This is a genomic window from Lysinibacillus sp. NPDC093216 (assembly GCF_050280325.1).
Classification (GTDB): Bacteria; Bacillota; Bacilli; order Bacillales_A; family Planococcaceae; genus Lysinibacillus.
The window spans coordinates 341,353-355,783 of the sequence record NZ_JBNNVB010000001.1; the positions used below are offsets into that span (position 1 = coordinate 341,353).

General features: G+C 38.1%; 12 protein-coding genes. 4 read left to right on the plus strand and 8 right to left on the minus strand.

Annotated features, from left to right (window positions below; all coding sequences use genetic code 11):
* Positions 1-52 precede the first annotated feature (52 nt).
* Both ACQKOG_RS01700 and ytvI read left to right on the plus strand, forming a co-directional pair.
* A complete protein-coding gene (locus ACQKOG_RS01700; protein ID WP_370083096.1) occupies positions 53-418 on the plus strand; it encodes a YugN family protein in 366 nt (121 codons plus the stop codon).
* 210 nt (positions 419-628) lie between these two features.
* Entirely contained in the window at positions 629-1,693 is a 1,065-nt protein-coding gene (gene ytvI, locus ACQKOG_RS01705) for a sporulation integral membrane protein YtvI (RefSeq protein WP_370083098.1), read from the plus strand.
* A 128-nt stretch (positions 1,694-1,821) separates the two neighbouring features.
* On the opposite strand, the gene ACQKOG_RS01710 is transcribed toward ytvI, so the two are convergent.
* Together ACQKOG_RS01710 and ctaG are read right to left on the minus strand one after the other, a co-directional pair.
* Positions 1,822-2,283 (minus strand): DUF420 domain-containing protein, encoded by a 462-nt coding sequence (locus ACQKOG_RS01710; RefSeq protein ID WP_370083100.1) that lies wholly within the window; start codon positions 2,281-2,283, stop codon positions 1,822-1,824.
* A 35-nt stretch (positions 2,284-2,318) separates the two neighbouring features.
* Complete coding sequence (gene ctaG / locus ACQKOG_RS01715; protein WP_402868251.1) at positions 2,319-3,251, minus strand: cytochrome c oxidase assembly factor CtaG; 933 nt, start codon at positions 3,249-3,251, stop codon at positions 2,319-2,321.
* Positions 3,252-3,490: 239 nt separating this feature from the next.
* On the opposite strand from ctaG, the gene ACQKOG_RS01720 reads away from it, so the two are divergent.
* Positions 3,491-3,793, plus strand: a complete 303-nt coding sequence (locus tag ACQKOG_RS01720) for a hypothetical protein (protein ID WP_427444636.1) — start codon at positions 3,491-3,493, stop codon at positions 3,791-3,793.
* A gap of 354 nt (positions 3,794-4,147) precedes the next feature.
* Here ACQKOG_RS01720 and ACQKOG_RS01725 read toward each other — a convergent pair whose 3' ends face one another.
* The 5 genes from ACQKOG_RS01725 to cyoE all read right to left on the minus strand — a co-directional run bounded on the left by ACQKOG_RS01725 (position 4,148) and on the right by cyoE (position 9,152).
* The gene (locus ACQKOG_RS01725) at positions 4,148-4,492 is read right to left on the minus strand and encodes a cytochrome C oxidase subunit IV family protein (protein ID WP_053594672.1); all 345 of its coding nucleotides are present in this window, start codon (positions 4,490-4,492) and stop codon (positions 4,148-4,150) included.
* Between the two features lies 1 nt (position 4,493).
* On the minus strand, positions 4,494-5,120 hold the full coding sequence (locus tag ACQKOG_RS01730) for a cytochrome c oxidase subunit 3 (protein WP_132357625.1): 627 nt from the start codon (positions 5,118-5,120) through the stop codon (positions 4,494-4,496).
* Positions 5,120-7,003 (minus strand): cytochrome c oxidase subunit I, encoded by a 1,884-nt coding sequence (gene ctaD / locus ACQKOG_RS01735; RefSeq protein WP_415731790.1) that lies wholly within the window; start codon positions 7,001-7,003, stop codon positions 5,120-5,122. The genes ACQKOG_RS01730 and ctaD overlap by 1 nt, the downstream gene beginning before the upstream one ends.
* A 41-nt stretch (positions 7,004-7,044) precedes the next feature.
* On the minus strand, positions 7,045-8,133 hold the full coding sequence (coxB, locus tag ACQKOG_RS01740; RefSeq protein WP_427444640.1) for a cytochrome c oxidase subunit II: 1,089 nt from the start codon (positions 8,131-8,133) through the stop codon (positions 7,045-7,047).
* Between the two features lie 101 nt (positions 8,134-8,234).
* Positions 8,235-9,152 carry a heme o synthase gene (gene cyoE / locus ACQKOG_RS01745; RefSeq protein WP_370083110.1) on the minus strand — a complete coding sequence of 306 codons (918 nt, stop codon included), beginning with the start codon at positions 9,150-9,152 and terminating at the stop codon, positions 8,235-8,237.
* 336 nt (positions 9,153-9,488) lie between these two features.
* Here cyoE and ACQKOG_RS01750 point away from each other — a divergent pair, with 336 nt between their 5' ends.
* Entirely contained in the window at positions 9,489-10,412 is a 924-nt protein-coding gene (locus ACQKOG_RS01750; protein WP_370083112.1) for a COX15/CtaA family protein, read from the plus strand.
* Between the two features lie 572 nt (positions 10,413-10,984).
* Here the strand turns inward: ACQKOG_RS01750 and pyc are convergent.
* On the minus strand, positions 10,985-14,419 hold the full coding sequence (gene pyc, locus ACQKOG_RS01755) for a pyruvate carboxylase (protein WP_402868256.1): 3,435 nt from the start codon (positions 14,417-14,419) through the stop codon (positions 10,985-10,987).
* Between the last annotated feature and the right edge of the window lie 12 nt (positions 14,420-14,431).

Genomic DNA, 14,431 nt, shown 5'->3' on the forward strand with positions numbered 1-14,431 from the left:
TATTATAAAAATGAGCGTATACTTTGTACGAGAACCTAAAGGAGGATTATAGATGTATTTCGAAAATACTAACCTTGAAAATTTAACAGCTGATCAAGAACTTATTGTAAGCGTCATGAAAAAAAACGGTTTAGAATGTGATGGCGGCTGGGATTACGAACGTATGACATTTGATAAGCGTTTCGATACTCGCGAAGGTCGTTATTATCTACGTGTATTCTCATATGCTAAATCTGGTGATGTTGGTGCACACGATGCAATTCTAACATTAATGAAACCAGCACTTGGTAAGTACTACTATCCACACGGTGTTGAGTATGGTGATGATGAAGTTTATCCAGCTCATCTTGTAAAAAAATGTGAAGAAATCTTAAAAAAGGTTAAACTAGACCTAGAAGCTTTTGAAATTCATGCATAATTTTAGATAGTTATTTTCACTTTGCATACATGTCGATTAAACATCGAAATTATTTTATTTTTTATTAGGGTTAACAGTAAATCGGCAACAGTAGCATGCAGTGCAATAGCTAAATCTGAAAAGACTGGTGGTCCAGTCTTTTTTATTTTGAGTAAAAATTTTATTTCTCCTCATACTAACTATATCTTTTACATGATGTAGGTGAGATAAATGTTACAATTTTTAAAACACCCCTTTTTTCGCCATCCGATCATCGTTATAGCTATCGGAATTGCAATTCTCTGGTTTATATCCCTGTCATTACCCATACTGCTTGCCTACGTAACTGCATTATTATTGGAACCTGTCATCATACGAATTAGTAAACGGTTCCGAAAAAAACGCAAAATAGTCGCATCTATTTTTTTCTTGTTCTTTTCAAGCATGACATTACTATTATGTATTCTCATTATATTTATAAGTTGGAAACAATTTTCAACATTTATCATTCATATTCCAGAGTACCTCAATCAGTTATCAGCAATATGGATTCAAACACAATCCAAGCTTTCCAACTATACTTATCACTTGCCCTTAGATCTTGTTATACAGATTCAACTTATGATAGCACGGGCTCTATCTTCAATCGAGAAATATGCTCTTTCTTTAACAAATGTAAATGTTTGGTCATCTTCAATTACGTATATAACTTCTCGTTTGTTCGATATTTTTGTTTATTGGATTGTACTATATATGTTTCTTTTAGAACTACCGAATATTAACCGTAAAATGTTAGCACCTATTTCGTTTCACTATCATCAAAAAATACTATTTATTGGACAGCGTGTAAAACTGGCTTTATTTGGTTTTGTAAAAGCACAATTTTTAGTTGGTATTTGCATTTTTGCTATAGCTTTTGGAACCTTTTATTTTCTTAAAACACCATTCCCATTTATTTTAGCACTCTTACTAGTCATTTTAGATTTCGTACCTTTTTTAGATTCATTTATTTTACTTATTCCTTGGGCAATATACAAAGCCTTTACAGGCGAATATATCTATGCTTTTATATTAGTCATACTTACGATCGCACAATTTTTAGTTCGACGAATGATTGAGCCTAGAGTTATTGGAAATAAAGTTGGACTCTCCTCACTAACAACCTTTATTGCCATGTTTATCGGTTTTAAAATGTTTGGATTTTTCGGTATTTTAATTGGTCCTTTACTCGTTGTTGTCATCGTTTCCCTATTTAATCAAACATCCATAAAAAATCTCCCACCTTCTCAAAAATAAGGAGGGAGATTTTTTTTATCAATTATGCCTCAGCATAATTGCGTCCTGAATTGGCTTTGTGTTTAAGCCGGTAGATGTTCTTTGTGCGAAAGCGTAGTACTAAATGTTTAAACACCTGCCGAAAGAGGTTAAATGCCTAATATAGCTTTAAAGACAGATGTTGTTTCACCTGGTTCAAACATTACGTATAGTAAAATGTATACTAAAACTCCGGTAATAGCTACGAAGAACCAAATAATACTTGTAATCGGTCCAATACGACGGTGAAGCTTGAGATTAGTTTTCAAACCAGAAATAATACTAACAATTCCAAATACTGCTCCAGTTGTTGCGAGAGTAATGTGGAAAATTAAGAAGAAAGTATAATATGGCTTTAAATCTTCTCCGCCACCAAAAGCCGTGTTACCAATAAAGACTGTACGTGTAGCATATATAATAAAGAAGATAAGTGCTGCAACTCCTGCTGCAAGCATTACTTTTTTATGTGCCTCTACTTTTCCTTTTATAATTAAGCCCCAACCAATAGCTACAAGTACAGCACTAATAACGATGAATGACGTACTTATAGTAGGCAAAATTTGCAATTCCATTTACAAAACCCCTTATACAAATTTAAGTTTCTTTTTTACAACTGATGTTGTTGTTGTTGACTTTCCCATTTCTTTTGATGTTCTTTTAATGCATCAGCAGTAATTTTATCAGGATCCTTTTGTTCTGAACGATACCATTTAATAAAGATTGATCCGAGTAATACCCCAAAAATAAGCTCTTGTAAAATCTTCATTAAAACACCGCCTAGTTGCTGATCGGCAACAGCTGACATATTTGTAAAGAGCTCTGGTCCTGAAAGAGATAAACTAGATAATGTGGAAACTGGTACGCAAAGTTCCATTGCCTTTAGCCATGCATCACCATTTGTATATGTTTCATACATAGCGTTTGGTGCAAAAATTATTAACGCACACGCAGGTGTAATTAATACCGCATTCGCAATGATATAGCCTAATTTATACAAAGGTTTCATTTGCGGACGATTAGGCATCTTTTGAATCAAAGGCCAGTACATTAAAACTGCAGAAACAAATAATACAAACGTATATGTACCATGTAAAGTTTCGGTTAATTTAATGTAGTCTAATACTGCAGGTAAGTGGTAAAAAGAAAATAAACCAATAAACACAAATACCGCAACGACAGGGAGTGTAAATACTTTAAATAAAGATTTAACAACCGGTGCTTCAATCGCTACTTTCCATACCCACCAAGGAATTCCCTTAATTATGAAAATCGGTACAAGTAACAATAAAATAGCCATTTGCACCATATGCATCGTAAACATAATATGCGCCATTAAATCTATCGGTGATCCTTTAATAATATAAATCGTTACCATTGCCAGTACAAAATAAATAGCCTCTTCCTTTTTCAAAGGCTCACTTACTTTAAAATCCTTGCGCCACTTTGTTGTGACTAGAAAATAGATGACTGTTATGAAAACAAGAACCCCTATTAAGTATGGGCTCCATAAAGCTTGGAAACCAAATATACTAAGTGGCATACAGAACGCACTCCTTTAACTTCAGTACCCCTATTATAGAACGCTTACACTTATTCTGCAATGAACGAAAGGTGAACAAATTACTATCTACAGTTTACCTCTCTTACAGGATTATCATATTTATAGAAAAAATATTCAGAGTATAAAAACCCAACATGAATTATATTATTTTTTGCTAGCTCATCATCATAACGTGGGGTGATTTCCGTTCCGGCTGGGTGCTTTCCTGGGGGCGTCCGATGAGCCGCTTCACTCGCGCTGCTCGCTCCAGGGTCTCGGGCCAACACGATGTTGGTCACGAAGGCGTTATCACAGGACGTGATGGTTTTAGCCTTCGCTCCTCTATTGCTAATCCCCGAGGAGTCGCCCAGTCTCCACTCCAATCAACTGATTCACATAGCATGTATTCTCTTAATTTAAATGAAAACGTATCTTTAGCAAAAGGGTTTGTCTGTGTAAAACCAACAGAAATGTACAATTACGTCACTGTTACAAGTCTATTCTATTCATTATGGTGTGTTATCCATAGCGTCCACTATTGAAATGAATAAAATTTATAAAAATTCTACGCTATTGCTGATTGGAGTGGAAGGCTACTCGACTCCCGTGGGAAAGCGAGACAGGCGAGACCCTGCACGGAGCGGATGTTTTCTGTGCGAAAGCGTAGTGCTAACGTAGCGGCAGCAAATGTTTTATCTGTGCGAAAGCGTAGCGACAGCAACAACAACAGCGAAGGAAGCGGCTCGACGCTCGCCCACAGGAACGCGAGTAACCTGGAACGAAAATCATTCTCACATGAATTATATTAATTCATACCGGCTCATCACTATAACGTGAATAGAACCCAAAAAGAAAAGCACGTTCCTACCGAAGTAGAGAACGTGCTTTTTTGGTGATTACCACCAAATAATTGTTAAAAATGCTAAGAAGAATGTAAATGCGATTAAAATACCCATCCACATGAAGAAGCCAATTACACCACCGAAGTGTGTTTTTTTGTCTTCTAAGTGCATGAAAGCGTAAAGTTGAAGAACAACTTGAACACCAGCAAGCAATAAAATAAGCGGTAATATTAAGTATTTAGAAAAATCAGCTGCAACTACTGCGAATGCGATAAACGTAAAGAAAATCATAATCGCAAAGTTGATAACTTGTTTACGCATATGAACGGCATTATGATGACGATCATACTCGTATTGTGCCTGAGACTTAGCAACTATAGGTGTATCGTGTGAAGACATATTATCCGATCACTCCCATCAAGTATACTACCGTAAAGATGAATACCCAAACTACGTCGATAAAGTGCCAGTATAAAGCAGCCACGAAGAATTTAGGTGCATTGTATAAGTTAAGACCACGCTTAGCATTACGAAGCATTAACGTAGCAAACCACACAAGACCTAATGTTACGTGGAAACCATGTGTACCAACTAATGAATAAAACGCAGTTGAGAATGCAGATTGGTCAAATGTAAAACCAAGACCTACATAATGATTGAATTCATAGATTTCAAGACCTAAGAATCCAAGACCTAAAAGTAATGTTATACCAAACCAAGTTTGCATAGCTTTAAAGTTAAAGTTACGCATATGGTAAATGGCATAAACAGATGTTAGTGAAGATGTTAATAATAACATCGTCATAGCAAAAGCTAAAGGTAATTCAAATAAATCTTGTGTTGTGAACTCCATGCCAGCAGGCCCTTTGTTCTTAAGTGCTAGGTAAGTAGCGAATAAACTTGCGAAAAGTACAACTTCACAGGCAAGGAAAATCCAGAAACCAACAACTTTATTTTTCCCTTCCATCGTCGCTTGTTCAGGATGATCTGGCCAAGTATGAGGAGTAAATTTAGTATTGAAATCCATTATTTATTTCCTCCTTTGCCGTAAAGATGTTCTTCAATTTCAAGAATTTCTTCTTTGTGTAAGTGGAAACCGTGATCGTCCTTAACAGAACGGAAAATCATAGCACCAAATGTAATTGCAAGACCACCAATTAAAATATAAATTGACCATGGTTTATCTGCATCTTGATTATAAAGAGCACCGAATGCTGCGATAAACAAGCCCATAGAAATAACAAATGGGATAGCTGAGTTGTTTGGCATATGAATATCACCGATTGGCTCAGCAAATGTAACTTCTTTATTACCTTCTTGCTTTTCGATCCACCATGGATCTAAACCACGAACAAGTGGTGTTTGACGGAAGTTATAGAATGGGATTGGTTGTGGAATTGACCATTCTAATGTACGTCCATCGCCCCATGGATCGCGACCTGCTGGTTTGCCTTTGATTGACATTAAGCAGTTGATTACCATTAAGATAACCCCTACACCCATCATTAATGCACCGATTGTAGAGATATAGTTGAACGAATCCCAACCTTGACCTTCCCTGTATGTGAATACGCGACGTGGCATACCCATTAAACCTAAGAAGTGTTGAACGAAGAACGTTAAATGGAATCCAATAAAGAATACCCAGAAAGTAATTTTACCAAGTGTCTCGTTTAACATACGGTTGAAGAAAATTGGCCAGTAGAAGTGCGCTGAACCAAATAACGCTGTTACGATACCACCAACGATTACGTAGTGGAAGTGAGCAACGATAAAGTAAGAATCGTGTAATTGGTAGTCAAGAGGTGCAGATGCTTGCATTACCCCTGTAACACCACCCGCAACGAATGATGGGATGAAACCAAGTGCATAAAGCATTGGTGTTGTAACTTTAATAGATCCGCCCCAAATAGTTAAGATCCAGTTGAATACTTTCATACCTGTTGGAACGGCAATTGCCATTGTTGCAACAGCAAAGATTGCGTTGGCTGTTGGCCCAAGACCAACTGTAAACATGTGGTGAGCCCAAACCATGAACCCTAAGAAACCGATTAAAATTGTTGCGAATACCATTGAAGAGTATCCAAATAAACGTTTACGAGAGAACGCTGGGATAATTTCAGAGAATAAACCAAACGCTGGTAATACTAAGATATAAACCTCTGGGTGTCCGAAGATCCAGAATAAGTGTTCCCAAATAATTGTATTACCACCCATTAAATGGTCAAAGAAGTTACCACCGAACATACGGTCAAATAACATCATTAATAAACCAATTGTTAATGGAGGGAATGCGAATAGAATTAATGCACTTGATACTAGCGCTGTCCAAGTGAATAATGGCATACGCATGAATGTCATACCTGGAGCACGCATCGTAATAATCGTAACGATAAAGTTAAGACCTGATATTAATGTACCCGCCCCTGATATTTGTAAACCGAGAACATAGAAGTCAATACCATGTCCAGGAGAATATAAAGATAATGATGCATAAGACGTCCAGCCCGCATCAGGCGCGCCACCCATAAAGAATGATAGGTGAAGGAATAGTGCACCTAGGAAGAATAACCAGAACCCTAAAGAGTTAAGGAACGGGAATGCTACGTCACGCGCACCAATTTGTAATGGTACAAGCATGTTCATAAATGCAAATAGTAATGGAGTCGCAGCTAGGAATAACATTGTTGTTCCGTGCATTGTTAATAATTGATTGAAAAAACCAGCTGAGACGAAATCGTTATTTGGTTTCATTAATTGAATACGCATTAATAACGCTTCAAAACCAGCGATAGCGAAGAACAATGTACCGGCTAATAAATACATTACTGCTAACTTTTTATGGTCAACAGTTGTAATGTATTCCCAGACAGTTGCTCCAAAGCCCTTTTTCTGTGTGTATGAGCTCACAACTTTTACCTCCCTCAAAGTTTGTTACATAAAAGTTAAAATTATTTCTCAACAGATAAGCCCATGATATAAGTTGCTAGAGCTTGAATTTCTTCGTCAGTTAAATCGCCATAAACTGGCGCAGTACCTTCTGGATTCATCATTAAGTTACCTGGCTTGAATTGCTCAGGATTCTTAATCCAAGCTTTTAAGTTTTCTTCATCATGATCTAAGAAACCAGCGACACGGTTACGGTCACCAAATGTAGCTAAGTTAGGACCCGCTGAACCTGAACCGCCTGTACCAGATACAGCATGACAACCCATACAGCTATTAGCGAATGTAGCTTCCCCAAGATCAGCTGAAGTTTTGTCAGCTATTTTTTTATCTGTTGTTTTCATTGAAGCTACCCATGCATCGAATGCATCCGGACTTAATGCTTTAACTTTGAAGTCCATTAGAGCATGTGAAGGACCACATAACTCAGCACATTTACCATAGAATACACCATCTTTAAGGTCTTTGGATTCTTTATCGAATTCTAGATAGAACTTGTTTAAGTTATCAACGTTCGTATCCATTTTACCGCCTATAGCAGGAATCCAGAATGAGTGCTTAACATCGGCAGCTTTTAAGTTAAAGTAAACTTTTTGACCTGTTGGTACAACTAATTCTTGTGCAGTTACAATACCTTGGTTAGGGTATTCAAACTCCCACCAATATAATTTAGCAGTTACATTTACTGTAAGTGCTGTTTTGTCACCGTTTTCATCTACTTCGTCCATCGCAGCAACATCTGCAAATTTGTAAGTAGCCGTAACAACTGGTACAGCTAAGATTAATAATAAAATAATTGGAATAACTGTCCAAATTATTTCAAGAGTGTGACTTCCTTCTACTTGCTTAGGAATAACGTTTTCGCCAACTTTTGAACGGCGGAATTTTAAGAATGCAAGTAAATAGATAACGGATACTACTACTACAACTAACGTCATAATTCCAGTAGCTAGCATTAATAGATTGAATTGTTCTTTACCTACTTGACCAGATGGTTTCAGTGCAGAAATATAATCTTCACCACAGCCAGAAAGGAAAACCATCATCACTGCTAGTAGTGAAAAAAGACGCCATTTTTTAAGCCCTTTCATCATAGCTTAATTAAACCCCTCTTTCTTTGTTGTATTTTTCATGTGTACCTAGGAAATAAGTTCTGTCTATATGAATTCTTTAGGAAAAGAAAGAATTCCTAAATTTAGCTAAACAACGCAAAAATTATGATGGATACAAATAGTATGGTCATATGATTCAAAGAATAGATAAACATTTTATTTGCCCATTTCATATCATCTTTTGTGGTAAAGCCTTTACAAGCTAGAATCAACCAGCCCAAGTTCAATGCAGTGGCAAGAATTAAGAAGCCAACCCCAAGCTCTGGTAAAAGGAATGGTAATGGTAATAATAAAAGAATCCAGAAAAACATTGAGTACTTTGTACGTTTAAATCCTTTTACTACAGGTAGCATTGGTATATTAGCTGCACGATATTCCTCAGTACGTTTCATAGCAAGTGCATAAAAATGCGGTGGTTGCCATGCAAACATAATAAGAAATAGGGCAAGTGCTCCAGGACCTAATGCAGGTTCAACTGCTGCAAACCCAATAACTGGTGGGATCGCCCCTGAAATACTTCCTACAACCGTGTTACTAACATGCTTCCTCTTTGACCACATTGAGTACAGAACGACATAAGCAAATATCCCTACTAGTCCCCACATGCCGGCAGCAAACGATGCCGCAAATAACAAAATTTCACCTACAATTAAAAATGAGAGGGCAATAGTCAATACAAAATTCGGCTTAAATCTACCCGTTACTGTCGGTCTACCCTTTGTTCTTTTCATGATTGGATCAATATCCTGATCAATAAAGTTATTCATTGCGCCTGAGCCACCTATAATTAATGCCGCACCCAGCATGGTGAACAATATGACATCAAGCTCTTGCAAGAAGTGTCTACTAGAAAATTGAAATGCCAGCCACATCCCTGTAAACGTTGTGACAAGATTCGAGTTAACGATTCCAATTTTTATTAGTGCTAAGAAATCTTTTACAACAGATGTAGATGCTGGTCCATTATTTCTAGTAGCCGTCAGTGCACGACCGTTTGACATGATACCTTCTCCTTTCATTTTTGTAAGCATATTCCGCTACCAATTACTATAGCGAAATTTGCGATTGATTTCTAGACATTAAGTGAAATTTAGATGAAGTTGTAAAAATTAGCTTTGTCTAGAAATATATTAAAAACAACATATCTATAGTAAATCATTTTCTAAAATGAATTGTGAAGGTTAGAGTACGAAATTATGAACAATTTGTGAAATGGAATCGACATCTAATACTCCCTACTCATTACAAGTTGTATTTTAATTGTATTTTCGATATTATCTAGTAGCAGAAACATTACTTTCATGTAATGTCCATAGATAAAGTAGGTGACTCATTTTATGCAACACAACAGGTATATGAAATGGTTTGCTGTTGCCGCTACAGTTGGAATGCTCCTTGTTTTACTAGGTGGGGCACTAGTTACCAAAACAGATAGTGGCTTAGGCTGTGGTCGAAACTGGCCTGATTGCAATGGTTCTCTTATTCCAAAAGAAATTACATCAGCAGTCTTAATTGAATTTTCACATCGTCTTGTAACTGGGGTCGTATCTATTTCAATTCTTGCGTTAACAGTTTGGACATGGCGTAAACTCGGTCATATTCGCGAAGTAAAATTATTAGGTTTCTTAGCGATGTTTTTCTTAATCGCACAAGCTCTTATCGGAGCAGCTCAAGTGTTGTGGGGACAAGGTGATTTCATATTAGCGCTCCACTTTGGGATTTCTCTTATTTCCTTTGCTGCTGTACTCCTTCTTTCTATGATTGTATTTGAAGTCGATCGGAAATTTGATGCCGATAACGTTTTTATTGGAAAAAAATTGCGTTGGCATACGATTGCTGTCACAATTTATTCTTATTTAGTCGTTTATACAGGGGCGCTTGTTCGCCATACAGATTCTAGCTTAATATGTCCTGACTGGCCATTTTGCTATAACGACACACCATTCGCAGCTTTTAATAATATGTATGAATGGGTGCAAATGGGACATCGTCTAGCTGTTCTTATCTTTTTCATTTGGATTGCATACATAACGTGGCACGTTGTAAAAGAATATAAACATCAACGTGTTATTTACTACGGCTGGATTATTGCCTTTACGATAGTAATTTTACAAGTAATTGCTGGTATGCTAGTAGTTCTAACTAAATTGAATTTAACAGTCGCATTACTTCATTCATTATTTATTTCAATTCTATTTGGTCTACTTTGCTATATGGTAATGCTAGTTGCACGTAGCAATTATAATGAAAAAAACAAATAATAGTAGAAAAAGATTCGCCATATTTTCGATGGCGAATCTTTTTCTTTTCAAACGCTTCTGCCTCAATAATATGTCAAAAAATCGACAAGTTTATTATTAAACAATAGTAATATTTATAGGTACATCATCAAAAGTTGGGAATGGCATTTATTAAAACGTGTCATATGAAAATGTTAGTTGCGACAAAATAAAGTTTTGTGTGTGAATCTTTTTTGCTCTCTGGAAGGTGGATGTCGATAAAATTTAAAAGTTGGGTGATAAAACGTGAAAGTTAGTAGATAAAACGTAAAAGTTAGTAGATAAAATTCAAAAGTTGGTCGATAATTCCTGAAAGTGTTCCGATAAAACCAACATCCTGTTGCTGTCGCTTCGCTTTCGCACAGAAAACATTTGTTGCTGTCGCTTCGCTTTCGCACAGAAAACATTTGTTGCTGTCGCTTCGCTTTCGCACAGACTTGTTGCCCCGACGCCCCCGGGAAAGCAATCCTACATTATGCTGATGAATCAATATAGCAAAGAAAAAGGTTATTAGTATGCTATAAAAGCCATCTAATAACCTTCTTTTTTATCAATTATTCAATTTCAATTAACAAATCACCTGTTGAAATGGCGTCGCCCGCACTTGCGTAAACTTCTTTCACGATGCCATCTTTCGGTGCTTGGACGGTCGTTTCCATTTTCATTGCTTCAGTAATCAATAAGTGATCCCCACGTTTTACATGGCTTCCTTTTGATACGACTACCTTTAAGACCGTACCTGGCATCGTTGCACCAATTTGATTTGGATTGCTTGGATCAGCTTTCAATGCCAAGCTACCATCTACTTCGACAGTCATATCTTGAATGACTAGTTCACGGGATTGACCGTTTAGCTCAAAGTAAATAACACGCGTACCATCGTGCTGTGGTTCACCAATGGAAACAAGTTTTATAATCAGTGTTTTTCCTTTTTCGATCTCGACTTCGATTTCTTCGCCTAGTTTTAACCCATATAGGAATGTTGGCGTATCTAATACCGAAATATTACCGAAGGAGTTCACTGTTTTGGCATACTCTTCAAACACTTTTGGATACAAAGCAAACGCTAGCACATCCTGTTTCGTCACGGCACGATTTAATTTTTCCTCGAGTACCGCCTCTAGTTGCTCAAAATTCACAGGCCCTAATAGCTCGCCAGGACGTACAGTAATTGCTTCACGATCCTTTAACACAACCTTTTGCAGTGCCTCTGGGAAGCCGCCATGCGGTTGTCCTAAATACCCCTGGAAGAACTCAATCACAGAATCTGGGAAGTCGATAGTTTGCCCTCTTGTCAGTACAGAATTTTCATCTAAATCATTTTGTACCATAAATAACGCCATATCACCGACAACTTTCGATGATGGGGTTACTTTGACAATATCGCCAAATAGAAGGTTTACACGGGAATACATGTGCTTCACTTCTTCCCATCTGTCCCCAAGGCCCACTGCTTTGGCCTGCTGCTGCAAGTTACTGTATTGGCCTCCTGGCATTTCGTGGACATAAATTTCTGAATGCGGGCTAATCATGCCGCTTTCAAAATCCTTATAATATTTACGCACATCTTCCCAGTAGTACGATAACTTTTCAAGCGCATCAATATCGGCACGAACCCCACGCTTACTGCCCTTCATTGCATAGTACAAGGAATTTGCACTTGGCTGGGACGTTAAACCTGCCATCGAACCGAGCGCCGTATCAATGATGTCCACTCCCGCCTCGATCGCTTTGGCATATAAATAAATACCATTGCCACTTGTATCATGCGTATGCAGATGGATTGGTAGGCTTGTCGTCTCTTTCAACTCGGAAATTAAACGATATGCTGCTTCTGGTTTCAATAATCCAGCCATATCTTTTATCGCTAAAATATGGGCACCTGCTGCTTCCAGCTCTTTTGCCATTTCCTTGTAGTATTGAACTGAATATTTCGCTCTTGTTTCATCAAAAATATCTCCTGTGTAACAGATCGCAGCTTCAGCAATTTTACCTGATTGACGTGCAGCATCAATGGCTACTTCCATTCCTTTAATCCAGTTCAAGCTATCGAAAATACGGAAAACATCAATGCCTGATGCCGCTGATTCAGCGATAAATTCACGAATTAAATTGTCTGGATAGTTTGTGTAACCAACTGCATTCGCACCACGTAATAACATTTGGAATAGCACATTCGGTACTTGTTCGCGCAACTTGGCAAGGCGCTCCCATGGGTCTTCTTTTAAGAAACGGTAAGCCACATCAAACGTCGCGCCTCCCCACATTTCGAGTGAGAAGAAATCATGCATCATACGCGCTGTTGCATCTGCAATTTCGAACATATCCTGTGAACGTACACGTGTCGCAAGAAGTGATTGGTGCGCATCTCGGAAAGTTGTATCCGTTAATAGCACGTCCTCTTGCTCTAGAATCCATTTCACAAGCCCGTCTGCTCCTTGGGCATCTAAAATTTGCTTCGTCCCCGCTGGAGGAACGATTAGTTTATCGACTCTCGGAATGCTCGGCTGTATAAAAATTGGTTTCGCTTTCTGCTCTACTCCAGGGAAGCCATTTAGCGTCACATTACCAATATAGCTTAAGAGCTTTGTCCCACGGTCCTTGCGCTCAGGGAAAATGAATAGCTCAGGTGTTGTATCGATAAAGCTTGTATCAAATGCACCTGTTAAAAATTTCTCGTGCGTCACGACATTATTTAAGAATGGGATATTCGTTTTCACCCCACGAATACGGAACTCTTTTAAATTTCGATCCATTTTTGCTGCAGCTTCTTTAAACGTCATCCCTGTCGTTGAAATTTTCACCAGCAATGAATCATAGAACGGTGTTACTACAGCCCCTTGGAAGCCATTTCCGGCATCTAATCGAACGCCGAAGCCACCGCTTGAACGATACACCATAAGCTTCCCTGTATCTGGCATAAAGTCATTAGCAGGGTCTTCCGTTGTAACACGTGCTTGAATAGCATAGCCAATCATTGGAACATCTGCCTGTTGTGGAATGTGGATTTCCTCACTATGCAGTCCGTAGCCTGCTGCTACTTTAATTTGGGCATGCACAATATCAACACCCGTAATCATTTCAGTAATCGTATGCTCTACTTGAATACGAGGGTTGACTTCGATGAAATAAAAATCCTCGCCTGCGACTAAAAACTCTACTGTCCCTGCATTTATGTATGAGACATTTTTCATTAATTGAACCGCTGCATCACAAATTCGGTTTCTTAAATCTTCCGAAATTGAATTAGATGGTGCAATTTCAACAACCTTTTGATGACGACGTTGAATCGAGCAATCACGTTCATATAAATGAATGATATTACCTTGTTGGTCGCCAATAATTTGGACTTCAATATGCTTTGGCTTAATAATAGCCTTTTCTACATATACCTCATCAGAGCCAAATGCTGCCTTCGCCTCTGATTTTGCACGTTCATAGGAGGAAGCTAGCTCCTCTTCTGTATGAACAAGACGCATTCCACGACCACCGCCGCCTAATGCTGCCTTAATCATAATTGGATAGTCATATGCGCTAGCAAAAGCCTTTACCTCTGCTAAATTATCTACTGGACCATCTGTTCCAGGAATAACAGGAATGCCTGCAGCAATTGCTTGTTCACGCGCCTTCACCTTATCTCCAAACATATTTAAATGCTGAGAAGTCGGCCCAATGAAGACAATCCCCTCTTCTTCACATCGACGTGCAAATTCTACGTTTTCCGATAAAAAACCATAACCCGGATGAATCGCATCAACATTAGCATCTTTGGCAATCGAAATAATGCCCTCGATGTCCAAATAAGCATCAATTGGTTTCTTGCCAGCTCCTACTAAATAGGCCTCATCTGCTTTAAAGCGATGGAAAGCCCCACTGTCCTCCCGCGAATAAATGGCTACTGTTTGGATATTCAACTCCGTACATGCACGGAAAATACGAATTGCAATTTCTCCTCGATTGGCTACGAGAATTTTTTTGATTGACTCCATTGATATCCCCCT

What these genes read in the sequence shown, in the direction of transcription:
- ACQKOG_RS01700 (WP_370083096.1), top strand. Translation starts at nt 53, where the DNA reads ATGTATTTCGAAAATACTAACCTTGAAAATTTAACAGCTGATCAAGAA.
- ytvI (WP_370083098.1), top strand. Translation starts at nt 629, where the DNA reads ATGTTACAATTTTTAAAACACCCCTTTTTTCGCCATCCGATCATCGTT.
- ACQKOG_RS01710 (WP_370083100.1), bottom strand. Translation starts at nt 2,283, where the DNA reads ATGGAATTGCAAATTTTGCCTACTATAAGTACGTCATTCATCGTTATT.
- ctaG (WP_402868251.1), bottom strand. Translation starts at nt 3,251, where the DNA reads ATGCCACTTAGTATATTTGGTTTCCAAGCTTTATGGAGCCCATACTTA.
- ACQKOG_RS01720 (WP_427444636.1), top strand. Translation starts at nt 3,491, where the DNA reads ATGAGCCGCTTCACTCGCGCTGCTCGCTCCAGGGTCTCGGGCCAACAC.
- ACQKOG_RS01725 (WP_053594672.1), bottom strand. Translation starts at nt 4,492, where the DNA reads ATGTCTTCACACGATACACCTATAGTTGCTAAGTCTCAGGCACAATAC.
- ACQKOG_RS01730 (WP_132357625.1), bottom strand. Translation starts at nt 5,120, where the DNA reads ATGGATTTCAATACTAAATTTACTCCTCATACTTGGCCAGATCATCCT.
- coxB (WP_427444640.1), bottom strand. Translation starts at nt 8,133, where the DNA reads ATGATGAAAGGGCTTAAAAAATGGCGTCTTTTTTCACTACTAGCAGTG.
- cyoE (WP_370083110.1), bottom strand. Translation starts at nt 9,152, where the DNA reads ATGTCAAACGGTCGTGCACTGACGGCTACTAGAAATAATGGACCAGCA.
- ACQKOG_RS01750 (WP_370083112.1), top strand. Translation starts at nt 9,489, where the DNA reads ATGCAACACAACAGGTATATGAAATGGTTTGCTGTTGCCGCTACAGTT.
- pyc (WP_402868256.1), bottom strand. Translation starts at nt 14,419, where the DNA reads ATGGAGTCAATCAAAAAAATTCTCGTAGCCAATCGAGGAGAAATTGCA.